Origin of the sequence: Streptomyces sp. NPDC001315, from assembly GCF_042896175.1 — a bacterium.
Taxonomy (GTDB): Bacteria; Actinomycetota; Actinomycetes; order Streptomycetales; family Streptomycetaceae; genus Streptomyces.
The window spans coordinates 23,362-48,617 of the sequence record NZ_JBIAWZ010000009.1 but is presented as its reverse complement, the minus strand read 5'-3'; the positions used below and the strand labels follow the sequence as shown (position 1 = coordinate 48,617).

The following is a 25,256-nucleotide window of genomic DNA, read 5'->3' as shown; positions in this document are numbered from 1 at the left end:
TATGCCGCTGTGACCTGCGCCTTTCGGTGCTTGCCTGGGAAGTGAGCAATCCGTCCTCCGATCCGCGGAGGCCGGACACCACAGAAAGGCACGTGCCGTGACAGACAGGACACTCGTCACCACCCCCTTCGGAGCCACGTCCACCGCCATGGAGGTCGTGGCCGGCGTGGATCTCACCGGGCGCCGCGCGATCGTCACCGGAGCCGCCTCCGGCATCGGCGTGGAGACCGCCCGCGCGCTGGCCGCCGCCGGCGCCGAGGTGACCCTCGCCGTGCGCGACCTCGAGGCGGGCGAGGCCACGGCCCACGACATCACCGCCGGCACCGGCAACAGCCGCGTGCTGGTCGCGCCGCTGGACCTGGCCGTCCGTGCGTCCGTGGCGGACTTCGTCACCGCCTGGCAGGGCGCGCTGCACATCCTGGTGAACAACGCCGGGATCATGGCCACTCCCGAGCGGCGCACCCCCGAAGGCTGGGAACTGCAGTTCGCCACCAACCATCTCGGTCACTTCGCCCTGGCGACCGGTCTGCACGACGCGCTGGCGGCAGCCGCCGACGCCCGGGTGGTGGTGGTCAGCTCGGTCGGCCACGTCAACGGCGAGGTCATTTTCGACGATCCGGGCTTCGAGCGCCGTCCGTACGACCCCTGGGCGGCCTACAGCCAGTCCAAGACCGCGAACGTGCTGTTCGCCGTTGAGGCGGCCCGACGCTGGGCACCGCAGAACATCGCCGTCAACGCCCTGAATCCGGGCCGGATCACCGGTACCAAGCTCGGCCGGCATATGAACGGGGGCCTGGACGTCGCGCCTGCCACGTTCGAGCCCGACAGCACGGACGTCTCATGGAAGAACATCGTTCAAGGCGCGGCCACCTCCGTGCTGCTCGCCGCCTCACCTCTCGTCGAGGGGGTGACCGGCCGCTACTTCGAGGACTGCCGGGAAGCCGGCCCTCACCGGCCCGGAGTACGCCGTGGCGTTGCCGCCCACGCCCTCGCCCCGGACAAGGCCGCCCACCTGTGGCGCCTCTCCACGGACCTCCTGGCCCGTTGAACCTTCCAGCTCGGAGTGCATGGGTGGTCCGTCGCAGTGGGCCGGGCAAGCCGGCAGACAGATCTCGTTGCCGAGGAAGAGCCCCTAGGTGTCGACGCCGACGCTGTCCAGGCATCCGACCTCCACGGAAGCGCCGTACGGCTCGACGACGGTCCTCGTGCCGGAGGCACCGCCGCCGAACAGGCACAACTGGCCACCCATCACCCGCAGATCGAGGGTGAAGACCAAGGGGACGGGCCCGCTCACCCCCGGCGAAAAGGCAGGGCGGTCTTAACCTGGAGACGTGGCCCGGCCCAACGAGGAGGTCGAGGCGCTCCTGCGGGAGTACGCGGACCTCATCGCGATCACCCACGGCGATGCGTTCAAAGCACGCGTCTACGAGAAGGCTGCCCGCGCGATCGGCGGTCACCCCGCCGACGTCTCCCGCCTCGATGCCAAGGAGCTGCGGGAGATTCCGGGCGTGGGCAAGTCGATCGCCGAGAAGGTCGTCGAGTACTTCCGCACCGGCGGCATCACGGTCGTGGAGGAGACGCGGGCGAGGATCCCCGCCGGGGTGCGGGAGCTGATCACCATCCCCACTCTCGGTCCCAAGAAGGCCATGACGCTCTACGAGGACCTGCACATCTCGTCCGTCGATGAGCTGGCCGACGCCATCCGAGCCGAGAAACTGCGCGATCTGAGAGGTTTCGGGGAGAAGACCGAGCAGAACATACTGCACGGCATCGCCCTCCTTCAGCAGGCGGGCGACCGCATCCTCCTGGACATGGCCATGAAGTCGGCCGAGGACATCGTCGCCGAGCTCTCCCGGCTGACCGGCTGCGAGAGCTGCACATACGCGGGGTCGCTGCGCCGCATGCGGGAGACCATCGGTGACATCGACATCCTTGTGGCAGCCGAGCGGTCGGCTCCGTTCATGGACGCGCTCAGCGCGCTCCCGTCCACCGCCGACGTCATCGCCCACGGCGCGAAGAAGACGTCCGTCCGCACCGTGAAGGGGCTCCAGATCGATCTCAGGGTGCTGCCGCCCGACTCATGGGGCGCCGGGCTGCAGTACTTCACCGGCTCGAAGGCGCACAACATCCGCACTCGCACGATCGCCGTGCGGCGGGGACTGAAGCTCTCGGAGTACGGGCTGTTCGACACGGAGAGCGGCAAGCGGACCGCTTCCCGCTCCGAGGAGGAGGTGTACGCGCGTCTCGGCCTGCCGTGGATCCCGCCCACTCTGCGCGAGGACCGGGGCGAGGTCCAGGCCGGGATGCGCGGTGAGCTGCCCCAGGTCGTGGAGGAAAAGGACATCCGCGGTGATCTGCACACGCACACCGACCTCACCGACGGACTGGCCCCGCTGGAGGACATGGTTCGCGCGGCCGCCGAGCGCGGTTACGCGTACTACGCGGTCACCGACCACGCCCCGAACCTGTACATGCAGCGCATGACCGACGAGAAGATCCTGGCCCAGCGCCGGCTGCTGCGGGAACTCGACGGCGCGCACCACAGGATGCGGCTGTTGCACGGCACCGAGCTCAACATCGGTCCGGACGGGGAGCTGGACTGGCCCGACGATTTCCTCGATGGCTTCGATCTCTGTGTGGCCGCGGTGCACTCGCACTTCGGGCTGAGCCGGGCAGCGATGACCCGGCGGCTGGTGCGGGCCTGCGAGAACCCGCACGTCAACATCATCGGCCACCCGACCACACGCCTGATCGGCAGAAGGCCGGGCATCGACGCGGAGTTCGACGAGGTGTTCGCCGCCTGCGCCCGGACCGGCACCGCACTGGAGGTCAACGCCCAGCCGGACCGCCTGGACCTGAGCGACGAGGACATCCTGCGCGCCAGGCAGTACGGCACGAAGTTCGCGATCGACACCGACGCCCACTCGGTCCTGCATCTCGCGTATCTGCGCTACGGGGTCGGCACGGCACAGCGCGGGTGGCTCACCAGGGACGACGTGATCAACACCTGGCCACTGGGACGGCTCCGCCGGTTCCTGCGCGGGGGACGGGCCGCCTGAGGCCGGACCCCGTGACTGCCTTCGTCGTCCCGACGGTCACGAAGCCCCCGACGATCACGAAGCCCTACCGTCACGACGTGCGCGCGATCACCGCTCGGCCGACCACCGCAGTGCGAGCGTGCCGTCCGCCCCGCCCTCGACGTGGGAGCCGAAGTCACGGCCGATCCGGTCGAGGACGGCCCGCAGCCACTCGCAGTCGTCGGCCGATGCACGCTGCAACCGCATCCGCCGGGCCTGCAGCGGCACGATCCGCACCCCCACTGTTCTGCCCGTTTCCGGTTCCAGCGAGACCAGGACGAGCGGCCGGAGATCGTCCCGGTATCGCTCGAAGCCGCCGATGCCCTCGTAGTCGTCGATGAAGTCGCCGCAGCCGTAGAGGACGAGCCGCCCCCGGTACACCTCCAGCGGACGGGGGTGGTGCGAGGAATGCCCGTGTACGAGGTCCGCGCCGCCGTCCACGAGTGCGTGCGCGAAGCCCACCTCGCCGCCGGAGACGTCGTAGCCCCAGTTGGGGCCCCAGTGGATCGAGGCGACCGCGATGTCCCCGGGGCGTTTCACCTGCCGTATGCGCCCGTTGATCACGTCCGCGGCGGCGGCCGACGGCTCAGCCACGAAGTCCACGCCCGGCCGGTCCTCGGTCGCGGCCCAGTTGCGCGGGATGCCGCTCGAGGGCATCCCGAAGGAGAAGACCAGGACCCGGCGGCCGCCGCTGAGCGGTACGACCGCGGGCCGCCCGGCCTCGTCCGCGTCGCGACCGGCGCCGGCCGTCCTCAGGCCCGCCCCTGCCAGGCTGTCGAGCGTCTCTTCGAGTCCGCGTCGTCCGAAGTCCAGGACGTGGTTGTTGGCCAGGACGCATACGTCGGGGCGGGCGGTGACCAGGCACGGAAGGTTGGCAGGGTTCATCCGGTAGTGGACGCCCTTGCCGGGGGCGAACGTACCGTCCCGCGTCACGCTGGTCTCCAGATTGACCACGCGGACGTCCGGGGCGGCTTCTTCGAGCAGGGGCAGGGCGTCGCCCCAGGGCCAGGAGAATTCGACCGGTCGGGAAATCGGGCCGTTCGCCTCCTCGGCCAGCTCGACATAGGCACGGGCATCGCGGATCCAGTCCTCGCGCAGCGCTGGGTCACCGGGGTGCGGGAGGATCTGGTCCACGCCGCGACCGAGCATGACGTCGCCGCAGAGGAACAGGGTGACGGTGTCTTCGCGCATGTTCCTCCCAGGCTTTCCGCGCGTGTTCCTCCCGAGCCACGGGTCCCTGCCCGCTGCCGGACAGAGGGCAGGGACCCGTGGCACGCGTTCAGCGCCCGGCCATCTGCGGGGCGGGGGTGAGATGGTCGGTGAACCAGTCCCTGGCCAGGTCCGTGACGGCCTCCAGGGCGCCGGGCTCCTCGAAGAGATGCGTCGCGCCGGGGACGACGGCGAGCCGGTTCTCACAGTGCAGCCGGGCCTGGGCCTGACGGTTGAGCTCGAGTACCTGCGAGTCGCTGCCGCCGACGATCAGCAGCGTGGGCGCCGTCACCGAGGGCAGCCACGGCCCGGCCAGATCGGGCCTGCCGCCCCGGGAGACGACTGCGGCGATCTCCTCGCCTCGCTCCACGGCGGCGCCCAGCGCGGCGGCCGCGCCGGTGCTCGCGCCGAAGTACCCCACGGCGAGCCCTTCGGTCTCGGGCCGTCCGCGCAGCCAGCCGGTGGCGTCCGCGAGCCGGTGGGCCAGCAGTCCGGTGTCGAAGACGTTGGCCCGGTCGGTCTCCTCCTCCTCCGTGAGCAGGTCGAACAGCAACGTGCCGAGGCCCGCGCGATTCAGCCCGGCTGCGACCGACCGGTTGCGCGGGCTGTGCCGGCTGCTACCGCTGCCGTGCGCGAACACCACCACGCCGGTCGCGGCGTCGGGCACCGTCAACCGGCCGCGCAGGAGCATGGCACCGGCCCGCACCTCGACCTCCTGGTCACCGGTCCAGGCGCCCCGGCCTCCGGTCGCGGCATGCCGGTCTCCCGTCGTGGCGCGGGCACCCTGCCTCCGGCGGGCAGTCGCGGCCTGTTCCAGACAGGCGACGACCTCGCCGTCGTCGACCTGGGCGAAGTCGGCGTAGAACTGGCTGATCGCGTAGAAGGGCATGGGGGTGTGCAGGCAGACCAGTTCGTCCGCCTCCCCGCCCAGCCGGGCCGTCCAGTCCGCCGGTGCCACGGGCACGGCCAGCACGATCCGCGCAGCCCCGCGGGCCCGGACGATCCGGCAGGCCGCCCGCGCGGTCGACCCCGTCGCCAGACCGTCGTCGACCACCACCGCCGTCCGCCCCTCCAGCGCGGCCGGTTCACGGTCGCCCCGGTATCGTCGGGCCCTGCGCTCCAGCTCCTGGCGCTCACGGGCCTCGACCCGCGAGATGTCGTCCGGTGAGGCGTGGGCGCTGCGCACCACGTCGTCGTTGATCACGCGTACGCCGTCCTCGCCGATGGCTCCCATACCGAGCTCCGGCTGATAGGGCACCCCCAGCTTCCGCACCAGGCACACGTCCAGGGGTGCGCCCAGCGCCTTGGCGACCTCCGCAGCGACCGGAACCCCACCTCGCGGAAGTCCCAGTACCACCGCCTCCTCACCTCTGAGGTGTGTCAGACGGGCGGCCAGCTGCCGTCCCGCGTCGAGGCGATCCATGAGCAGCATGATGCGGCCCTCCTCATACAGGAGGAGATCAAAACGGCCAGTCGAAGGACTGTGCTTCCACTGTGCCTCCAATGCGGGGGCACATGCGCGGCCGCAGCCCGCCACCTCCCGCGGGGCCTCCGACCCGGAGCGGCTCGCGGCGCCGCGGCTCGGCTGGAAGCGGACGAACACGGGGTGGCCTGCAATACGGCACAACGGCTCGGGGCCTCGGACGGTTCACACGTCTGCGCCGTGTCGAATCGCCCGAGGCCCCGGCCTCTCGCTTGCGACCGGACTCGGCTGTCCCGCTCCCTGTCCGGAGCGGACCGACGCACCGGTCGGTCGGGGCACCGGTCAGTCGGTGCCCGACTCCATCGCGGCGCGGTCCAGCAGCTCGTCGTCCTCGGAGACCTCGCCGCGGGAGGCGATGGCCTCGGCGCCACCCTCCGGCATGGTGCCGATCAGGCCGGTCGCCGCCGCCTGGGCGGCGCCGATCAGCTCGGGGTGGGTCGTGCCGACGATGCCGAGGCCGGCGTACTGCTCGAGCCTGGCGCGGGAGTCGGCGATGTCGAGGTTGCGCATGGTGAGCTGGCCGATGCGGTCCACCGGGCCGAACGCCGAGTCCTCGGTGCGCTCCATCGACAGCTTGTCCGGGTGGTAGCTGAACGCCGGGCCGGTGGTGTCCAGGATCGAGTAGTCCTCACCGCGCCGCAGGCGCAGGGTCACCTCGCCGGTGACCGCCGAGCCGACCCAGCGCTGCAGCGACTCGCGGACCATCAGCGCCTGCGGGTCCAGCCAGCGGCCCTCGTACATCAGCCGACCGAGGCGCCGTCCCTCGTTGTGGTAGTGGGCGAGGGTGTCCTCATTGTGGATCGCGTTGATGAGGCGCTCGTACGCGGCGTGCAGCAGCGCCATGCCGGGTGCTTCGTAGATGCCGCGGCTCTTCGCCTCGATGATCCGGTTCTCGATCTGGTCCGACATGCCCATGCCGTGGCGGCCGCCGATCGCGTTGGCCTCCATCACCAGGTCGACCGCGGAGGCGAACTCCTTGCCGTTGATCGTCACCGGGCGGCCCTGGTCGAAGCCGATCGTCACGTCCTCGGTGTCGATCTCCACCGACGGGTCCCAGAACCGCACGCCCATGATCGGGTCCACGGTCTCCACGCCGGTGTTGAGGTGCTCGAGGGTCTTGGCCTCGTGCGTGGCACCCCAGATGTTGGCGTCGGTCGAGTACGCCTTCTCGGTGCTGTCGCGGTACGGCAGCCCGTGCGCGACCAGCCACTCCGACATCTCCTTGCGGCCACCCAGCTCGGAGACGAAGTCCGCGTCGAGCCACGGCTTGTAGATGCGAAGGTGGGGGTTGGCGAGCAGGCCGTAACGGTAGAACCGCTCGATGTCGTTGCCCTTGAACGTCGAGCCGTCGCCCCAGATCTGTACGTCGTCCTCGAGCATCGCCCGGACCAGCAGGGTGCCGGTGACGGCGCGGCCGAGCGGAGTGGTGTTGAAGTAGGCACGGCCGCCCGAGCGGATGTGGAACGCGCCGCAGGCGAGCGCGGCCAGGCCTTCCTCGACCAGCGCCGCCCGGCAGTCGACCAGGCGCGCGACCTCGGCGCCGTAGGACTTCGCACGTCCGGGCACCGAGGCGATGTCGGGCTCGTCGTACTGGCCGATGTCGGCGGTGTAGGTGCACGGCACGGCGCCCTTGTCGCGCATCCACGCGACCGCGACGGAGGTGTCGAGGCCGCCCGAGAAGGCGATACCGACGCGCTCGCCGGTGGGCAGGGAGGTGAGAACCTTGGACATAGGAAGAGTATTCATGGAATGGCATTTTTATGCAACCCGCTGAGACGTCTTCCTGGGCGAGGATCGCGCGCGCCCGGCGCAGCGTGGTCGGGAGAGCCGTCGGGCAGGATGGCGCGCAAGCCGGCGCGGGCCGAGAACAGCGTCCCGGGTGGACAGGGAGGATGTCGGCGGGCGCCGGCCGGCGTGACCGGCAGGGCGTCAGCGGCCTCGGCCACGACCTTGAAGAACCGGGGCGCACCGTTGCCCCGGCACCGCGTTTTCGGGCGCGGGCCGGAGCGCGGGGGATGTCACCGGTCGGCGATGTCCTCGCGGAGGCCGTCGGAGAATTCCCACCACGACAAGGGAAGCCAGTCACCGTGGACGAAGGCGTCGACAGTCGCGCCACGACCGCGGACGGTCACGGTCGTTCCAGGCGGGTAGATGGTGCCGGACAGCCCGGCCACGGGGACAAGCAGGCTTCCGAGTCGATGTGCTGACACTTTCGCCCTCTCCATTTCGCAGTAGGGACATCTGGCAGCTATTCATCCCGAACAATACCGGGTTGTCCGATCGAGCAGGGCGGAGAATTATGAGAGATGGGTCACGCGAAGAAACGGGGGCGGCAACCAGACACATGCATCACCGAGTAGAGGTGGCAGTCATGAAAGCCGTCGTTTACAAGGAACCGTTCACCGTCGCGGTCGAAGATGTTGAAAAGCCCAGCATCCAGCATCCGAACGATGCGATCGTACGGATCACCTCCACCGCGATATGCGGGTCCGACCTGCATATGTACGAGGGCCGCACCGCTGCCGAGTCCGGCATCGTCTTCGGCCACGAGAACATGGGAATCATCGAGGAACTCGGCCAGGGCGTCACCGCGCTCAAGAAGGGCGATCGCGTGGTCATGCCCTTCAATGTCGCCTGCGGGTTCTGCACCAACTGCGTCGAGCAATTCACCGGATTCTGTCTGACCGTCAATCCCGGTTTCGCGGGTGGCGCTTACGGATACGTCGCCATGGGGCCCTGGACGGGCGGCCAGGCGGAATATCTACGCGTTCCCTACTCCGACTTCAACTGCCTGAAGTTGCCGACGGGAAACGAGCACGAGAGCGACTTCATCCTGCTCGCGGACATCTTCCCCACCGGCTATCACGGCTGTGAACTCGCCCAGGTTCGCCCCGGCGAGAGCGTCGCGGTGTACGGCGGAGGGCCGGTCGGGCTCATGGCCGCCTACTCGGCCTTGCTGCGCGGCGCGAAGAAGGTGTTCGTCGTGGACCGCGTTCCCGAGCGGCTGCAGAAGGCCGAGGAGATAGGCGCGGTTCCGATCAACTTCGCCGAGGGCGACCCGGTTGAGCAGATCAAGGAACAGACCGAGGGCATCGGCACGGACAAGGGCGTGGACGCCGTCGGCTACCAGGCGATGGCGCACGGCACGGACCGCGAGGAACCGGCGACCGTCCTGAACTCGCTCGTCGGCACGGTCCGGGCCACCGGAGCGCTCGGCGTGCCCGGCCTCTACGTCCCGTCCGACCCCGGAGGCCCGGACGAGCAGGCCAAGCACGGCATGCTCCTCGTCTCGATCGGCAAGCTCTTCGAGAAGGGCCTGCGACTGGGGACGGGACAGTGCAACGTGAAGCGCTACAACCGGTACCTGCGCGACATGATCATCGAGGGCAGGGCGAAGCCCAGCTTCGTCGTCTCCCACGAACTGCCCCTGGACCAGGCGCCGTCGGCATACGACAAGTTCGACAAGCGGATCGAGGGCTACACGAAGGTGGTGCTGCACCCGTAACCCCGTAGACCGACAGCGCTGGTCAGCCGCACACTGCGGCGCTCGCCGGCTGCATCGGGGCACGCGTCCCCGATGCAGCCGGCTCGTCTGACATGGCGTGGCGCGCCGTGCGTATGACGCGCCGTTCTACAGTTTCCGACGCCGGCCCGACGCCCGCGGCATGTGCTGGACTCCCCCGGAATCGACGGTCTCCTGTTCGGACTCGAGTATGTGGTCGCCGTACAGATCCCGCAGCCAGTTGGTCTGGTAGATGGTGTCGAGGTAGCGCTCGCCGAGGTCCGGGGCGATGGCGACCGCCGTGATGCCACGCGTGTCATGCCGGTGCAACCAGTCCATCGCGCCGCTGATCACCGTCCCGGTGGAGCCGCCGAACACGAACCCGCGTCTGGCCAGACGGTGGCAGGTACGGATGGTGTCCGCCTCCTCGACCCGGATCACCTCGTCCACATAGGACTCGTCGAGCAGCGGCGGGCGCATGCTCATGCCCAGACCCGGAATCATCCGTCGGCCCGGCTCTCCCCCGAAGGCCACCGAGCCCACACTGTCCACCGCGACGACCCGCACCGGCCGGTGCCACTTCCGGAAGTAGCGCGCGCAGCCCATCAGGGTCCCCGTGGTGCCCGCCCCGACGAAGAGCACGTCAAGTCGGGGAAAGTGGGCGGCGATCTCCGGCCCCGTCGTGCGGTAGTGGGCCCGCCAGTTGCCCGGATTGGTGTACTGGCTGAGCCACACGTACCGGTCGTCGTTGGCGCACAGCTGACGGACGTAGTCGATCCGCGCGCCGAGAAAGCCGGCGTTGGCGTCCAGGTCGGCGATGACGTGGACGTCGCTGCCCAGCGCCTCCATCAGCAATCTGGTCGAGAGGTTGCAACGGGAGTCCGTCACGCACAGGAACCGGTAACCCTTGCTCGCGGCGATCATGCTGAGCGCGACGCCCAGGTTTCCTGACGAGGACTCGACCAGTATCGAATCCGGTTTCAGGAGCCCGTCACGCTCGGCGGCCTCCACCATCTCGTTCGCGGCCTTCAACTTGATGGAACCGGCGAAGTTGAAACCCTCGCACTTCAGGTAGAGAGGGCGCCCGAGAATCGACTGGAGGTCGATGTAGAGCTGGCCTTCGTTGAAGGCGTAGGGAGCGGAAATGACGGGCACGGTGGGCCTCCTGATGCCAGAGCCGGGGGAAGTGGCTTCAGCCGTACCGGCGCAGATCGTGGAAGAAATCGTCGATGAGGCGGAGGTCACCCGTCCGGGCTGCTTCGTCGTAGACGTACTTGCCGACGGCGAGGTCGAGAACTCCGAGCCCGAAGGGCGAGAAGATCACCGGGCGGTCGGTCGGCGGGGTCACTCGTCCGGTCATGACGTCATGGAGGGTGCCGTCCAGGAATGCGCGACTGCCGGTGAGCTGCTCCGCCAGATGGGGAGAGGTGTTGGCCTTCAGGCAGTGCTCGACGTCATCGACGATGTTCGCCGAGGCGAGCAGGATCTCGGGGGCGAGATCACGCAGGGACACGTGCAGGACCAAGGGGTTGTGTGCGAACCAGGCCGGGTCGGTGACATGGGGTTCGCCGGCGACGGTGGCGAAGACCACCAGGTCGCTGGCGCGGATCAGCTTTTCGGGGCTGTCGTGGACCGTGACCTGTTCGGCGTGTCCGTGGCTGCCGCCCTGCCGGAGGTAGCCGCAGAAACCGGCGGTGCTGTCGGCGGACAGGTCGTGCACGCCGACGGTGTCGAACGTCCATCCTGTGCCGGCCAGGAACGTGTGGATGTAGCGGGCGATCAGGCCGGTGCCGACGAATCCGATACGGGTCGGGCGGGGCCGGCCTCTGCTGAGCCGGTCGGCTGCCAGTGCGGCGGATGCCGCGGTTCTGGTGGCGCTGATGATGGAGCTTTCCAGGCAGGCGAAGGGGTAGCCGGTGTCATGGTCGTTGAGGACGAGGACCGCGGAGGCTCGCGGGAGACCGGCGGTCACGTTGCCCGGGAAGCTGGAGATCCATTTCAGGCCGTCCACCCGAAGCGGCCCACCGATGGAGGCCGGCAGAGCGATGATCCGGGCCGTGGGACGGTCGGGGAAGCGCAGAAAGTACGACGGCGGGTTGACCGAGTCCCCGGTGCCGTGCAGCCGGTAGGTGGCCTCGACCAGTTCCACGATCTCTTTCTCGCGCCCTTCGAGTGCTCGCTGCACCTGCGCGCCGGAGATCACCGCGAAGGTCGGCGTCGAGGTGGAACGGGGCGTGGCGGTCTGGGCGCTGGAGGATGGCAGGGCAGTCATCGCTGGCTCGCCTCCGGGGTCGGGCAACTGTCGGGCAGCCGCTGGGGCTCGGCCATGGCGACCAGCACCTCGCGGTCTCCGGTGAAGGTCTCTCTGCTGTGTGCCGTGCGTACGTTGTCGACCAGCATCACGTCGCCGGCCTGCCAGGGCTCGCGCCGGGTGTGGTCCTCGTAGGTGGCGTTGAGGAGCTGGACGATGTCCTCACCGATCGGAGAGCCGTCTCCGAAACGGGTGTTGAACGGCAGCCCGTCCTCGCCGTAGACGTCCACCAGGTACTCGCGCACCTCGGGAGCCAGCGTCCACTCGTTCAGGAAGGCGATCTGGTTGAACCAGCAGCGCCTGCCGGTGAGCGGGTGTCGTACGACCGCGCTGCGGCGCTGCTGCGTACGTAGGGAGCCGTCGGACTGCCAGGCGAAGTCGATGGCGTGAGCGCGGCAGTAGCGTTCGATGGCGGTACGGTCGTCGGTCCCGAACGACTCCGCCAGTGACGCCCCGATCTCGTCGTTGTAGCTGCGAGTGAGCAGCCAGCCCGCGTGCTCGAACCGTTCGGTCAGCGCGGCGGGCAGTGCCTGGAGCACGCGTTCCGAGTCGGCGACCGCGGTCGCTCCTCCCTGGCCGGGGGCGGTCAGGCAGGCGAACAGCATCAGGCCGGGGATCTCCAGCCGGTAGCTCAGTTCATGGTGCATGCACATCGGCTGGTTGGCCGGCCAGGTCGAGGAGGAATACAGGCCCGGGCCGTAGGTCTGCCGGGGGGCGAAGGCCTCCCGCTCCGTCATCGGCTCGCCGGCCAGTTGCGCGAAGACGGTACGGACCTGATCGGCCTCCCGCAGTGCCAGGCCGCGGACGACGAGCACGCCGTGCTCGGTGACTCGGGCTCGTAGCGCATCGCGGTTCTCGGCCGCCCAACCCGGCGCGTCACCGGGGGCCCCGACATGCAGGATCGGAGGTTTGCCCGGTTCGAGCTGCACCTCGGGCAGGGCTGCCAGGGATGAGGACGACATGGTGTTTCCTTTCGGTTGCCGCTCGGGGGCTCAGCGGGAGGCCGGCAATTCGGCGGCACCCAGGACGGCCCGTGCTGCTGCGGCCGGGCGGGTGCGCAGGAAGTAGTGGCCGCCGTCGGGGAGTTCGTACAGGTCCACGTGTTCGGCCAGGAGCCGCCAGTCCCGGTGGTGGTCGGGGAACTCCGCCGTGTTCGGGTCATCGGCGGCGACGACCACGGTGACCGGCGCGGACAGCTTCACCGTCGGCGGGCTTTCCAACGCGTCGGCGAAATAGCGGTGTGCGGCCACGCAGTCGTTCCGGTAGGCGGCACCGATGTGCTCGGCGTGCTGCGCGGTCAGCTCACCCAGCTCCGTGTAGCCGCCGTCCGCGCTCAGTCTCGCGGCGATCTCGGCGTTGGTCCGCCCCGTGAGCTCGGTGATGGCCGCGCGCCGTTCGGTGGCGGTTCCCAGCAGTTGGGCGCCCAGGAACACCCGCGGGACGTCCACCCCGCGTTCCTGCAGCTTCCTCGCCGTCTCCACGGCCAGCGCGGCGCCCGAGGAGTGGCCCCAGAGCATGACCCTGGTCAGGCCACGCCCGGTGATCTCGGCGACGACCTGCTCCGCCACCTGCGCCATCGGCGCGAACTGCTCCTCCTGCGCGGCCAGGTCGTGGCCGGGCAGGTCGACGGCGTACACCGACAGGCCGCTGCCCGCCAGGGCGCCGGCCATCGGCTGGTAGTTGACCGCGTTGCCGCCCGAGTAGGGGAAGCACACCAGGGCGCATCTCGGCGCACGGGGCGGTTCCGACAGTGGCTGGAGCAGCTCCGGGCGCCGGTGGGTTGTGCCGTCGAGGAGTGCGGCGAGGTCGGCGAGCACCGGATGGCGGGTGATGTCCTTCAGGGACAGCATGCGGTCCAGGGCGAGGGTGAGCTTCACGGCCGTCAGTGAGGTGCCGCCGGAGTCGAAGAAGTGATCCTGCCGGCCGATGCGGTGCTCGGGAACGCCCAACAGCTCGGCCCACGCGGCCGCCAGTTTCCGCTCGGTCGGCGTGCGCGGAGTGTGGTCCTGCTCCCCCGCGACGTCGCGGTCCGCGGTCGGAGCGGTCTGTTCGGCCAGCGTGGTCAGGGCCTTCCTGTCGATCTTGCCGTTGGCGGTCAGCGGGAGGCTCTGCTGCCAGTGAAAGGCGGAGGGCACCATGTAGGCGGGCAGCACGGCGCCCAGCGCCTCGCGCAGCGCGTCTGCCGGCAGACACCGTCCGGTGTAGAAGGCGATCAGGTGCGTGCTGCGGCCGGCCGGCTCGGCGATCACCACCGCGCCGTCCCGCACGCCGGGGACCCGCAACAGGGTGTTCTCGATCTCACCGATCTCGATGCGGAAGCCGCGGATCTTGACCTGGTTGTCCCGGCGGCCGAGGAACTCCAGCTTGCCGCCTGGATGCCAGCGCCCCCAGTCGCCTCCCAGGTAGAGCCGCTCCCCCGGCCGGAACGGATCCTCCCGGTAGGCCTCGCGGGTACGTTCGGGATCGTTGACGTACCCCCGGCCCACGCACACCCCGGAGAACGCGATCACTCCCGGGGCGCCCAGCGGCACCAGTGACAGGTGTTCATCGACGACGTGGACCCGCACGTTGTTGACCGCACGCCCCAGCAGCACCCGTTCCGGCACTCTGTCCATGACCTCGTGGTTGGTGTCGTCCGAGGTCTCGGTCAGCCCATAGGCGTTGACGAGCTCGATCCCCGGCTGACTCGTGAACCAGCGCTGGACCAGCTCCCGCTTCAACGCCTCACCGGTCACCGACACACGGGCGAGGTCGGGCAGTTCGCGGGGGTGCCGCTCGAGATACGAGACCACCACCTCCAGGTAGGAGGGCACGACCTGCGCCACAGCCACCCGGCCACGGACCAAAGTGTCGACGAACCGCTCCACGTCGACGATCACTTCCTGCTCGACCAGCAGCGTTCGTCCGCCCACCAGCAGCGCGGCCAGCAGCTGCCACAGCGAGATGTCGAAGCACTGCGGGGCGGTCTGCGCCACCACCTGGCCCTGGCCGATTCCCAAGTCGTCGATCTTGGCGTAGAGGTGGTTGAGCATGCCCGCGTGCTCGCACATCGCCCCCTTCGGCTCGCCGGTGGAGCCGGAGGTGAAGTAGATGTAGGCCAGCTGATCGGCCGCGACCTTCACGCCGACGTCGGCTTCGTCGTGCTGTTCCGCGTACGCCGTCTCGACCAGCACCCTCTCGACTCGCGGAAGCGTGCCCAGTGCCTGATCAAGGGCGTCGGTGCTGCCCGTTTCGGTCAGCACGAGTCGACATCCGGCGCGTGCCAAGGTCGCCGCGATACGTCCCGCCGGCAGGTGAGGCTCGATCGGCAGGTACACGCCCCCGGCCTTGAACACCGCCAACACCGCGGCGAGCCAGTCGAGATGGCGTTCGGTGACCACCCCCACCACGTCTTCCCGGCCCAGCCCTCGCGCCAGCAGGGCCCGTGCCAGCCGGTTCGCGCGCGCGTTGAGTTCCCCGTACGTCCACTCGCGCTCGCCGTGGACCGCTGCCACGGTCGCCGGATGCGCGCGCACCCGCTGCTCGAACAGCTCGTGCACCCGTCCTTCCGGGAGCGCCCGGCGCGGCCCGGCCAGACCGTCGAGCTGATGACGAACCTCCTCGGCCGACAGCAGGCTCTGCCGCGCGTGCCCGGCATCCGCATCAGCCGCCATCAGCTCCAGCGCGACGAGGTGGTAGCCCGCGATCCGGGCCGCGCACTCGGCGTCCAGCGCCTCGGTGCGATACCGCAACCGGACCACCAGCCGCCCGCCCCGGTCGGACCAGCCCACCCCCAGCACCACGTCCTCGATCAGCCCGCTCCCGGTCCCTGTAGGGTCGAACACGACCTCGTACGACGGCCCGGTCACCCCCAGCTCCCGCCGGAGCGCGCCGACCGGAAACTCCCGGTGCGCCAGCACCTCCGCCTCCGCGCGATGAGCACTCATCACCAGTTCGCGCCACGACTCGGGTGCAACGGTCAACAGGCATGGCAGCGGACCGACTTCGGCCCCGGCGGCGTAACCCGTCACCACCCCCTGCTCGCCCGACAACGCGGCCAGCACTTTGGCGTGGGCGGCCAGCAGCACCGCGCTCACCGGTACCCCCAACTCCCCGGCCAGGCCCCGCACTTTGCCCGCGACGTCGGTCGGCGCCTCGGCTTCGTACTCGCTCACTCCCGCCACCGGTTCCGGCACCCACCGTGGAATGGAGGTGAATCCACCAGTGGTCAGCACCCGGCTCCAGAACTCCCGGTCCGCTTCCACGTGCGCTCCCATTCGAATGGCCTTCCTCACATCGCCGTCGTCGCGGCGTCGCTTGCCGAAGCTGTTCCTGGTGCCCATGCCGAACGGACGCCACGGGCCTGATCGTGGGCATCGGGCATTTCAGCGGCGGGGTTTCCTCCCCACCATGCGTTCGGGGGCACTTCCTCGCCTTTCATGAGGAAGGAATCGGGTGCCAGCACCGCGCCGTCATTCATCGTCACGCCGTAGTGCACGTGCGCGCCGACTCCGAGGGTGCAGCCGACACCGAGCGTGGTCCGGTCGGACTTGAAGGTGCCGTCCTCCTGCGAGTGGCACTGGATCTTGCTCCCGGCATTGAGCGTGCAGTCGTCCCCGACCGTCGTGAGTGTCCGCTCCGTCATGTAGCAGCCGTCGTCGAAGACCCTGCTGCCCATGCGAACACCCAACAACCGCCAGATCACGTTCTTGAAGGGGGTTCCGTTGAAGGCGTCGAGGTAGTGGTCCGGCACCTTCCACAGGCGTTCGTGCCGCCAGAAGTACGGGTCGTAGATGGAGCGCAACTGGGGTCGCAGCGCGCGGAACGACATGACGCAGCGCTCCACCAGGACGAAATAGAGAGCCGTGAACGCGAGACTGATTGCCAGATACGCGGCGATCACGACGTGTCCGACCACCCCGTACAGGCCGACGGAGACGAGACCGAGCGCCGTGAGCACAAAGGTGTGCAGCCATCGCACGAACAGAAAGAAGGCCATCGTGCGGATGTTGTAGCGGTTCTTGGCCGCGAGACTGCGGCGTAGTTCGTCGCCGGTCCTGAGGTGGTCGAAGCGGGAGTCGCGCTCCACCGACCGGGGAATCTCGAAGCACGGCGAGCCGAGCAGCCCGACACCTTCACGGACCTCACCGTCGAGGGGAATCATCACCTTCGTCGCCAGCAGGCAGTTCTCACCCGTCTTGCCCCCCGCGGGATAAGCGATGTTGTTGCCGAGAAAGTTGCGCGGTCCGATCGTCGTTCGAGACACCCGGAAGGATGTGCTCGAGAAGTCCGCATTGACGATGGAGAGTCCGTCCGCCACCATCGTGCCGCTGCCGACAGAAATCAGATACGGGGTCTCGTGCTGCACTTCCGTACCGAAGTTCGACCCGGTCTGCTCGACGTGGGAAAGATCATAGCCGAGGCCGCGCAAATAATGGACGATGTACGAACTGTCACCGAAGAGCCAGGCGAAGAACTTGAGGTTCGTGATGCGGGCCACGGCCCGCTGCGTGGCGTAGTGGAAGCCGTAGAGCGGATAGACCTTGTCGGGCTTGATCGCCAGATTCATCAGTCGCGGAAGGGTGAAGAGCACGGCGAGGCCCACGACGACGAATCCGAAGAACAGTGTGAGAGATACGGCCAGTGCGTCGATGGGGAGTTCCCACGAAGTGATTTCGGGCGCGTCCGGCCCCAGTCGCCTGCCGAGCGCCGGAACCTCGGTGAACAGCATGTACACACCGCCGACGGTCAGGGGTATGTACACCAGGAACAGCTGAAGCAGGGTGACGAGGCCGAACCAGGCCCGGCGCGGGGTGCCGCACCTCGCCGGCGCGACCCTCACGTAGTCGATCTTCGTGGGCTCCGCCGGGCATCCGTGCCGTTGCTCGCCGTCCGGGATCATCTGGCCGCTGTACAGGGCGGATGCGTGGCCGAGCTGAGCTCCGTCGCCCATCGACGTGTCGATGTCGAGGACGGTCTTCTCACCGATGAACACATCCCGGCCGAGCGTGATCCGGCCTGTCTGGATCCGCCCTGCGTGCGCCCGGTAGCAGAGGAAGAACGAGTCCTTGCGGATCACCGTACCGGCACCGATCGTCAGCAGGTCGGTGCAGACCGGGACCGAGTGGGAGAGGATCGTGACCCCCTTGCCGATGCGCGCGCCGAGCGCCCGCAGGTACAGCACGTACAGCGGATTGCCGATGAAGAAGATCATCGGATTGGCGTGGAGCAGGACCTTGACGAGCCAGAAACGCAGATAGCTCAGACCCCAGACGGGGAACTCGCGAGGTCTCCAGCGGCCGATGAGGATCCATTTGGCGATGACCGGGAACACGCACAGGACGACGAAGCCGATGCCGCCGAAGAGGAGCGATCGCAGATAGATGTCGACCAGACCTGAGCCGGTGGCGACCCACTCGTAGCCGCGGGCGGTGACAAGTCCGGTGACGAAGGAGTATCCCAGGAAGATCAGCAACTGGATTGTTCCGCAGAGAACATAGTGCTGCGTGCTCGCCGGGGTCACCGGATCCTGCGCCGGATTCGCCGCTGACAGCGACGTCGGGAGCGTCGAGTCGGCAGGAGCCGGAGGGACGTCCGCGAGAGCTGCCGCCAGACTTCTGATCGTGGGATGCCGATAGATGTCCTTCATGGACGCAGACGGCAGATCCGACCGTTTCCTGACCCGTGCGCAGAATTGAGCCATGACCAAGGAGTTGGCACCGAGGTCGTCGAAGAAGTGGCTGTCGGGCGGAACGTTTTCGACGGACACGACGTCAGCCAGTACTTCCGCGAGCTTCTTCTCGGTGTCTGTCGCCGTCGGGCCGGCGCCATTACGCCTGATGGCTGCTCTGTCCGTCCCGGACATAAATACGTCGGAGGACTGCTCTACCATTTGTCCTCCTGGAGGACATTTCGATGACCACTGGCCAGGGGTGGCCGGTCCGGTGTCCTCGCGCTCCGGAGAATGGCCCTCCGGGCCATCTCGAATGCCGCGAGGCCGTGCGCTCTTACTGATCACGAAACCGTGAGCTTCAGTTTCGGCCGATCACCGTGAGGCTGCCACTCCGAATCGACCGCGACGAAACGACAATGGTGCTCCAGGGGCCGGTATTCCTTGGTTCCCCGCGCCGCCGGCGTAAGCCACAGATCACCCGGATGGCGGTCCGTCCGGCAAGGCGGGGCACGGGAAGCAGGGACCGTCGTGGCGCGGGGGCCGGGCGTCGGCGCAACCCCGACGGCAGCCCCGTTCGGCCTCTTCCGTGGTAGTCCGCGGGCCGGACCGGGTTCCGACCGGGTTCCAGTCCGAGGCGATCACTGCAAGCGCGGCTTACCGCCCGGGTGATCGGCCGGCTCACCCGGGCGGCTGTCATCCGCGGGGCCAGAACGCTACGGCCGCATCGGCAACGTCGACGGCAGCCTCCACGACGTCAGCGGCGAAGACGCCCGCCCGCCTGCGCTCGGTCGTCCGTGACGACCTGTCTACGCGCTCTTCGGCGCGGCCTGCTGTACGACCTCGAAGGACCACAGCGTGGACCCGCTCGCGGCCGGCTTGGGGCGCTCCCCGCCCTCCGCACCACCGCCCTGGTGGGCCGCCTTCATGGGGCCCTCCATCCAGGCCTGGAAAGACTCCTCGTCACGCCAGCGCGTGTAGACGAGGTAGCTGTCGGTGCCTTCCACCGGCCGGAGGAGTTCGAACCACTCGAACCCGTCGGAGTTCTCGACGGCATGGGCGCGAGAGGCGAAGCGCTTCTCCAGCGTCTCCCGCTGCTCGGCGGGAACGGTCAGTACGTTGATCTTCACTACGCTCATGGCCCCATCCTGCCGCACGGCGGCCGGCAGACGGGGAGCGGCTCGCACCCTCCCCGTCCCGGCCGATCTCGGTGCGTTCCGCGCCCGCCGCCAGGCGAACGCCCCGCCGATGAACGCGGCCAGTTGCGTCAGGCCGAGGCAGAGGTCGACGCCCACTCCGCCGCACGCGGCCACCAGGGCCCGGTGAGCCACGGGCGGTGACACGGTGCCCCGGTTGGCCCCCGGGAGTCACATCGCGTGGTGGAGCCAGCGCTGGAGGGAGGCATTGACGCTGTCGGGCAGGTCGCTGAGCTGCTCGATGGCTTCGCGGTCTTCGGGGTGCGGCGGGATGCCGGCCGCGGTCAGGACCGCGTGCAGGTCCAGCCGCCGCTGGTCACGCGGACCGATCAAAAGGTTGAGACGCTGGGCAGGATGGGGCGGAGGCAGCAGATAGTCCCCCTCGCTCTCCTGTGAGCCGGTCGTCTCCCACGCACCGGATCCCATCTCGTCGCAGGCGTAGGGGTCGACAAAGCTCTGGGTGATTCCGCGCTCGAAGTCAGCAGCTCTCAACGTGGCCTCCTCATCCGGGGGTTGCGGTTCTGCAGGACAGGAGAGACGTTGCGCCAGGGCTGGTTGCAGTATGAGCCGCGCACCACGCCAATGGAGCCATCGCCAGCTCATCCGCCAGTCAGACAAGCCTCCAGCCGTCTGTCGGCGTCCAGTTGGCGTGAGCGCGGGTCGAGTCGTCGGCCAACTGCTCATGCACGACCCCGTATTCACCGTGACTGCGGAGCGGGCGGGGAGGCGGGATGGGCCTGGGTCGGCCCCGTCTTCCATGAAAACCCGGGGAGAGCCCGTCCGCATCTGCGCGGCCGCTTGATCCGCGTTGCGGGTGTCGTACAGACGTGCGTCACTGGCCGGAGAAACAACCAGAACACCCTATTTTGGGAGGAACAAGCATGGTTGATCCTCGTACAATGCGGAATTCCGCGGTGGCCGTGTGGTCGGAGTTCTGCGCCATCGCCCCCAGCCCGGAACTGCGCGAGAGGATGCGGCAGGAACTGGAGCGGGTCCGAAGCGAATCGGACCTGGCGAGCACGTTCCGCCCCGGTGGCGCTCCCCGCGCTCTCGGTTTCAACGACGGCACCATCATCCCGCCCGACGAGTTCCCTCCTGGCACACCGTACGAGGCCATCCGCTCCACGGCCGCGTCCCGCTCGCCGCTGACCGGCGCGGTACGGGTCGTCGTCGTCCTGGCGGACTTCCAGGACAAGCCGATGACCGCGGACAAGGAGCACTTCGAGAAGCTCTTCTTCTCCCTCGGCGAGCTCCCGCACGGCAGTGTCCGGGACTACTACCGCGAAGTGACGCACGGTCTGGTGGACATCGTCGGCGAGGTCATCGGTCCCGTCCGGATGCCTCAGAAGCTCTCCTGGTACGCCAACAACAACTTCGGCATCGGCCGCCCGACGGGACAGGCGCGTGCGCAGATCATGGCCCGGGACGCCGCCGTGACCGCCGACCCCCTCGTCAACTACGCGCCGTACGACAACGACGGCAACGGTTTCGTCGACGCCTTCATGGTCGTGCACGCCGGCGAGGGTGGTGAAGCCACGGGCAACCCGGGAGACATCTGGTCGCACAAGTGGGTCCTGCCGAGCGCGTACAACGCCGACGGAGCCCGGATCTACGGCTACCTCACCATCCCCGAGGACGCCAAAATCGGGGTCTGCGCGCACGAGTTGGGGCACCTGTTGTTCGGCTTCCCCGACCTGTACGACGTCGACGGCTCGTCGGAGGGGGTCGGCAACTGGTGTCTGATGGGCGCCGGTTCGTGGGGCGGGGGCGGTGACATTCCGACGCATCCGTCGGCGTGGTGCAAGATCCAGCAGGGCTGGGCCAAGCCCGTCAACGTCACGAGCGACGGGACACTGTCCATTCCCGACGTCAAGAACAGCTTTGAGGTCCACCGACTGTGGACGGACGGCCTGCCAGGAAACGAATACTTCCTGATGGAGAACCGCCAACGCACCGGGTACGACTCCTCGTTGCCCGCCGCCGGCCTGATGCTCTGGCACATCGACGAAAGCCAACAGGACAACACGGACGAGACCCACTACATGGTGGGCCTGGTGCAGGCCGACGACCGGCGCGACATGGAGTGGGCGGCGAACCGTGGTGACGACGGCGATCCCTACCCCGGGAGCACCGGCAACACCACGTTCAGCGCGTCCAGCAAGCCCAGTTCCCATTCGTACGCCGGGGCCCCGACCGGTGTCTCCATCACGGACATCTCGGCGCCGGCCGCCACGATGACCGCGACGGTGTCGGTCTCGGCAGCGGGCGCCGTACGCGCTCCGCTCCGTGCCGCGAGCCGGCCCGAGGCGGAGCCGGTACCGGGACTGGTCGAGACCATCCACGAGCTCCACAAGCGGCTCGCCTCACTGGAGCGCGCCGTGGCGAACTACCCCTGGGAGGGTGCCGAGGCCTTCCTCCAGGAGAGCCTGACACCCGAGTTCAGGGGTACGACGAACGGCCCGAAGCCCCTTGCCAGGTCGGGCAACATGAAGGGCGGGTACCGGCACGAAGGCCCGCCTCACCGGTGACCGCCCGCCATGGTGCAGGCAATCGACAACCGCACTGATCTGACCGCACGGCTGGTCGGGACAGAGCCGCATCCGCGGTTGGCGGGCTGGGACCAGGCGGAAGTGGAAGTGCTAGACGCGGAGCCGGTGCCCGGCTATGCCGACCTGCTGTCGAGGAACGTCGGGCAGCGCCTGCTGCTCGCCGTGCCCAGCAGGCTCCTGGCGGACGCGGTGCCGGGGTCCGTCATCCGTGTGCGGGCCAGACTGGCGACGGGCGAGGCGATGGCCGAGAGCAGGCCGACCCCGGGCACCTTCGCCGTCGAACCGCCGCCGTGAGGACGCGCGCCAAGGAGGGGCCGAACAGGGTTCGGCCCCTCCTTCCTACCTCGCGTATCCCCTGCTCCGGCGCAGCCACCCGCGGCATGACTCAGGACCGGCCCAAGCGCACCCGCACCCGCCGGCCGTCATCAGCTCTCCCTTTTCGGAAGTCGCCCACCAGGGCGTGCCAGCCCCCGGATCGACAGCCCACTGTCGGCGGTGACCATGGTTCCGGTCATCGCGGCCGACTCCGACGGCGAGGCGAGCAGGGTGAAGATCCCGGAGTACGCGTCGATGTCCGGAACCTCCTGCAGCGGCAGCACCTCCCGCGTACCGTCCAGCACCGCGTCGGCGGACGTCTGGCCGAGGGAGGCGGTGCCCCGCAACCGGGTCGGCGCCACACCCGGTGCCACACCGTTGACGCGGACGTCCGGTGCCAGTTCGTATGCGAGCTGCCGTACGAGACCCTGCACCGCGTGCTTCGACGCCGTGTACAGCACTCCGCCGCCGGCGGCGTTGGAGCCGGCGAACGAACCGGTCAGGATGATGCTGCCGCGTGACTTCACGAGGTCGTCGACGACGGCCCGGACGCCCAGCATCGGTGCGAGCACGTTCACTCCGAAGAGTTCGGAGAAGGCGTCGGTGAGCCGCTCTCCCGGAATCTCCTCCAGCGGCTGGGCCCCATCGGTGATGCCCGCGTTTCCGACGAAGACGTCGATGCGCCCCCAGGCCTCCCTCGCGGCATCCGCGGCCCGGACGTTGCCCTCCCAGGACCGTACGTCCGCGACCACCGGGATGACGGACTCCCCGAGTTCGGCGGCCAGCTCCGTCACGGTGTCGGACACGTCCAACGCCACCACTCGGGCGCCCTCGGCGACGTAGCGGGTCACGACCGCGCGTCCGATGCCCGATCCGGCGCCGGTGAAGATGACGACCTGCCCGTCCAGTGCACCCATTACAGACCTCCTTGCTTGCGTTTGCTCATGAAACCTCACGCCCGACGTGCCTCGAAGAACGCCCCATGGAGGGCGTCGAGGACCCGGCCGTTGCGCGCGGCGCTGCCGAGCGTGACGACTTCCAGTTCCGGGGCGGCTTCGCGCAGGGCGTTCGCGAGCGCGGAGCCGCTGTCGTTGCCGATGGCGGCCAGGACCGTGGCGGCGGGTATCAGCTTTCCATCCGCGGTGCGGACGCCGTCCTCGCCGTACTCCGTCACCTCGGCGCCGGTGCGGACCGTCACGCCCATGTCGGCGAGGACCTGCGGCAACACCATCGCGTCGGTGAAGACCTCACGATTGCCGAGGATCCCCGGTCCGGCCTCCGCCAGGGTGACCTCGTGTCCGGCGCCGGCCAGCCACAGCGCCGTGTCGGCTCCGGTCATCCCGCCGCCGACGACCACCACGGGCGACACGACGTCCTTCGGATCCGTGACATCCCGGGCCAGGCGCACGCCCGGCAGTTCCCGCGGCACCGCGCCGGTGGCCACGTACACCAGGTCGAAGCCCCCGTCCGCAAGCGTCTTGGCGTCGGCGTGCTCGGCGACGATCTCGATGGGGCGGGAACGCACCTGATGGACGAGATGGTCGCGGAGTCCCGCGAGGTCCTGCTTGGAGGACGAGCGCGTCGCGGGCAGCAGAGCGCCGCCGAGCTCCCCGGGCTCGTAGAGCGTCACGTCGTGGCCCCGGTCGGCGAGCACAGCGGCGGCGCGCAGCCCGGCGGGGCCTGCGCCGACCACCGCGACGCGGCGGCGGACGGCAGCCGGTTCGACGGGGTAGCGGTACTCCTCCCCCATCGACGGGTTGACCGTGCAGCCCGTGCTGCGTCCGGCGTTGAGGCCGCGGTCGAGGCAGCCGTCGTTGCAGCGGATGCACGGGACGATGTCCAGCAGCCGTCCCTCCTGGGCCTTGCGGGTCCAGTCCGGGTCGGCCAGCATCGCCCGGCCCAGGGAGACGAAGTCGGCGGAGCCGCTCTCCAGGACGTCGGCGGCGACCTCGGGGGTGACGAGGGAACCGGAGCCGATGACCGGGATCGTCACCTCGGGCTTGATCTTCTCCCAGCCCCAGCGGTGCAGGGCCCGCGGCATGTACCAGGGGCTGACCTCGTACTCCATCAGCGCGTGGTGGCCCCCGGAGGCGTGGATGACGTCCACGCCCGCGGCCTCGAGGAGGCGCGCCAGCTCGACGCTCTCCTCGATCGGGATGCCGTCCTTCTCGTAGTCCGTGACCGAGAGGCGGACGCTGAGCGGGAAGTCGCGCGGGACGCGGGCCCGGACGGCGGCGACGACCTCCAGGGTGAGGCGGGCCCGGTTCTCGAAGGAGCCGCCGTAGCGGTCGGTGCGCCTGTTGGTGTGCGGGGAGAGGAAGTTGGTGAGCAGGTAGCCGTGGCCCGCGTGCACCTCGACCAGGTCGAAACGGGCCAGATACGCGCGCTCGGCGGCGTCCGCGAAGGCCGCGACGACCCCCTGGATCTCCTCCTCGGTCAGCACCTGGGGCCGCTCGCCGTACTGGGACTCGACGTAGTCCCAGGAGACCTCGGAGGCGGTCTTGATCGGCTGCACGCCGAGGAACTTCTGCCGTCCGCAGTGTTCCAGCTGGATGCCGATTTTGGCGCCGGCGGCGTGGACCTCGTCCACCAGCCAGCCGAGGCCGGGGATGTGCTCGCGGCGGGAGATGCCGAGCTGGGCGTGGATGGACTTGCTGGCGTCGTCGTCGACGTAGCTGTACTCGACGATGATCAGGCCGGGGCCGCCTTCGGCGAGCCGCTTGTAGTGGTTGACGAGTCGCTGGGTGACCGTGCCGTCCTGGTTGGCCAGGGCGGTGGTCTGGGGCGACTTGATGACGCGGTTCTTCAGTTCGAGCGAGCCGATGCGGCCGGGGCGGAACAGGGTGTGCAGAGCCATGGCATCCATCTCCTGGTTCGGTTCCTCAGCGGTGCCGGAACGCCCCGACCGATGTGGACGGCGGCGTCCCGGTTCGTGCGGTTCGAATGAAGGCGGCCCCGAGGCCGC

The 25,256-nt window shown here is 69.0% G+C and carries 19 protein-coding genes; 5 read left to right on the top strand and 14 right to left on the bottom strand.

All coding sequences use genetic code 11. The features are described from left to right. The first annotated feature begins 148 nt into the window (after nt 1–148). A complete protein-coding gene (locus ACFY16_RS24395) occupies nt 149–1,048 on the top strand; it encodes an SDR family NAD(P)-dependent oxidoreductase (protein ID WP_390649493.1) in 900 nt (299 codons plus the stop codon). 84 nt (nt 1,049–1,132) lie between these two features. Here the strand turns inward: ACFY16_RS24395 and ACFY16_RS24390 are convergent, their stop codons facing one another. Continuing rightward, complete coding sequence (locus ACFY16_RS24390) at nt 1,133–1,294, bottom strand: hypothetical protein (protein WP_390649292.1); 162 nt, start codon at nt 1,292–1,294, stop codon at nt 1,133–1,135. Between the two features lie 37 nt (nt 1,295–1,331). Here ACFY16_RS24390 and polX point away from each other — a divergent pair, with 37 nt between their 5' ends. Further along, nucleotides 1,332–3,059, top strand: a complete 1,728-nt coding sequence (polX, locus tag ACFY16_RS24385; protein ID WP_390649291.1) for a DNA polymerase/3'-5' exonuclease PolX — start codon at nt 1,332–1,334, stop codon at nt 3,057–3,059. 87 nt (nt 3,060–3,146) lie between these two features. Here polX and ACFY16_RS24380 read toward each other — a convergent pair whose 3' ends face one another. The 4 genes from ACFY16_RS24380 to ACFY16_RS24365 form a co-directional block, all read right to left on the bottom strand. After that, nucleotides 3,147–4,268 carry a CapA family protein gene (locus ACFY16_RS24380; RefSeq protein WP_390649290.1) on the bottom strand — a complete coding sequence of 374 codons (1,122 nt, stop codon included), beginning with the start codon at nt 4,266–4,268 and terminating at the stop codon, nt 3,147–3,149. A gap of 88 nt (nt 4,269–4,356) precedes the next feature. After that, nucleotides 4,357–5,718, bottom strand: coding sequence for a phosphoribosyltransferase family protein (locus ACFY16_RS24375; RefSeq protein WP_390649289.1), 1,362 nt, complete (start codon nt 5,716–5,718; stop codon nt 4,357–4,359). A gap of 333 nt (nt 5,719–6,051) precedes the next feature. After that, nucleotides 6,052–7,500 (bottom strand): argininosuccinate synthase, encoded by a 1,449-nt coding sequence (gene argG / locus ACFY16_RS24370; RefSeq protein ID WP_390649288.1) that lies wholly within the window; start codon nt 7,498–7,500, stop codon nt 6,052–6,054. Nucleotides 7,501–7,787: 287 nt separating this feature from the next. After that, entirely contained in the window at nt 7,788–7,979 is a 192-nt protein-coding gene (locus ACFY16_RS24365; RefSeq protein WP_390649287.1) for a hypothetical protein, read from the bottom strand. Between the two features lie 161 nt (nt 7,980–8,140). On the opposite strand from ACFY16_RS24365, the gene ACFY16_RS24360 reads away from it, so the two are divergent. Continuing rightward, complete coding sequence (locus tag ACFY16_RS24360; RefSeq protein ID WP_390649286.1) at nt 8,141–9,274, top strand: glutathione-independent formaldehyde dehydrogenase; 1,134 nt, start codon at nt 8,141–8,143, stop codon at nt 9,272–9,274. A gap of 126 nt (nt 9,275–9,400) precedes the next feature. Here the strand turns inward: ACFY16_RS24360 and sbnA are convergent, their stop codons facing one another. From sbnA to ACFY16_RS24325, 7 genes are all read right to left on the bottom strand, one after another. Further along, on the bottom strand, nt 9,401–10,426 hold the full coding sequence (gene sbnA / locus ACFY16_RS24355; protein ID WP_390649285.1) for a 2,3-diaminopropionate biosynthesis protein SbnA: 1,026 nt from the start codon (nt 10,424–10,426) through the stop codon (nt 9,401–9,403). A 37-nt stretch (nt 10,427–10,463) separates the two neighbouring features. Then, nucleotides 10,464–11,543, bottom strand: coding sequence for a 2,3-diaminopropionate biosynthesis protein SbnB (sbnB, locus tag ACFY16_RS24350; protein WP_390649284.1), 1,080 nt, complete (start codon nt 11,541–11,543; stop codon nt 10,464–10,466). Then, nucleotides 11,540–12,544, bottom strand: coding sequence for a TauD/TfdA family dioxygenase (locus tag ACFY16_RS24345; RefSeq protein WP_390649283.1), 1,005 nt, complete (start codon nt 12,542–12,544; stop codon nt 11,540–11,542). The genes sbnB and ACFY16_RS24345 overlap by 4 nt, the downstream gene beginning before the upstream one ends. 30 nt (nt 12,545–12,574) lie before the next feature. Next, entirely contained in the window at nt 12,575–15,838 is a 3,264-nt protein-coding gene (locus tag ACFY16_RS24340; protein WP_390649282.1) for an amino acid adenylation domain-containing protein, read from the bottom strand. Between the two features lie 14 nt (nt 15,839–15,852). Further along, nucleotides 15,853–18,453: a Pls/PosA family non-ribosomal peptide synthetase gene (locus ACFY16_RS24335; protein ID WP_390649281.1), complete on the bottom strand. Its 2,601-nt coding sequence runs from the start codon at nt 18,451–18,453 to the stop codon at nt 15,853–15,855. A 587-nt stretch (nt 18,454–19,040) separates the two neighbouring features. After that, a complete protein-coding gene (locus ACFY16_RS24330) occupies nt 19,041–19,370 on the bottom strand; it encodes an antibiotic biosynthesis monooxygenase family protein (protein WP_390649280.1) in 330 nt (109 codons plus the stop codon). 228 nt (nt 19,371–19,598) lie between these two features. Then, a complete protein-coding gene (locus ACFY16_RS24325) occupies nt 19,599–19,919 on the bottom strand; it encodes a hypothetical protein (protein ID WP_390649279.1) in 321 nt (106 codons plus the stop codon). 407 nt (nt 19,920–20,326) lie between these two features. On the opposite strand from ACFY16_RS24325, the gene ACFY16_RS24320 reads away from it, so the two are divergent. After that, nucleotides 20,327–21,955 carry a M6 family metalloprotease domain-containing protein gene (locus ACFY16_RS24320; RefSeq protein WP_390649278.1) on the top strand — a complete coding sequence of 543 codons (1,629 nt, stop codon included), beginning with the start codon at nt 20,327–20,329 and terminating at the stop codon, nt 21,953–21,955. A 9-nt stretch (nt 21,956–21,964) separates the two neighbouring features. After that, nucleotides 21,965–22,270 (top strand): hypothetical protein, encoded by a 306-nt coding sequence (locus tag ACFY16_RS24315; protein WP_390649277.1) that lies wholly within the window; start codon nt 21,965–21,967, stop codon nt 22,268–22,270. A 131-nt stretch (nt 22,271–22,401) separates the two neighbouring features. Here ACFY16_RS24315 and ACFY16_RS24310 read toward each other — a convergent pair whose 3' ends face one another. Beyond that, nucleotides 22,402–23,208, bottom strand: a complete 807-nt coding sequence (locus ACFY16_RS24310) for an SDR family NAD(P)-dependent oxidoreductase (protein WP_390649276.1) — start codon at nt 23,206–23,208, stop codon at nt 22,402–22,404. 35 nt (nt 23,209–23,243) lie between these two features. Continuing rightward, the gene (locus tag ACFY16_RS24305) at nt 23,244–25,148 is read right to left on the bottom strand and encodes an FAD-dependent oxidoreductase (protein ID WP_390649275.1); all 1,905 of its coding nucleotides are present in this window, start codon (nt 25,146–25,148) and stop codon (nt 23,244–23,246) included. Between the last annotated feature and the right edge of the window lie 108 nt (nt 25,149–25,256).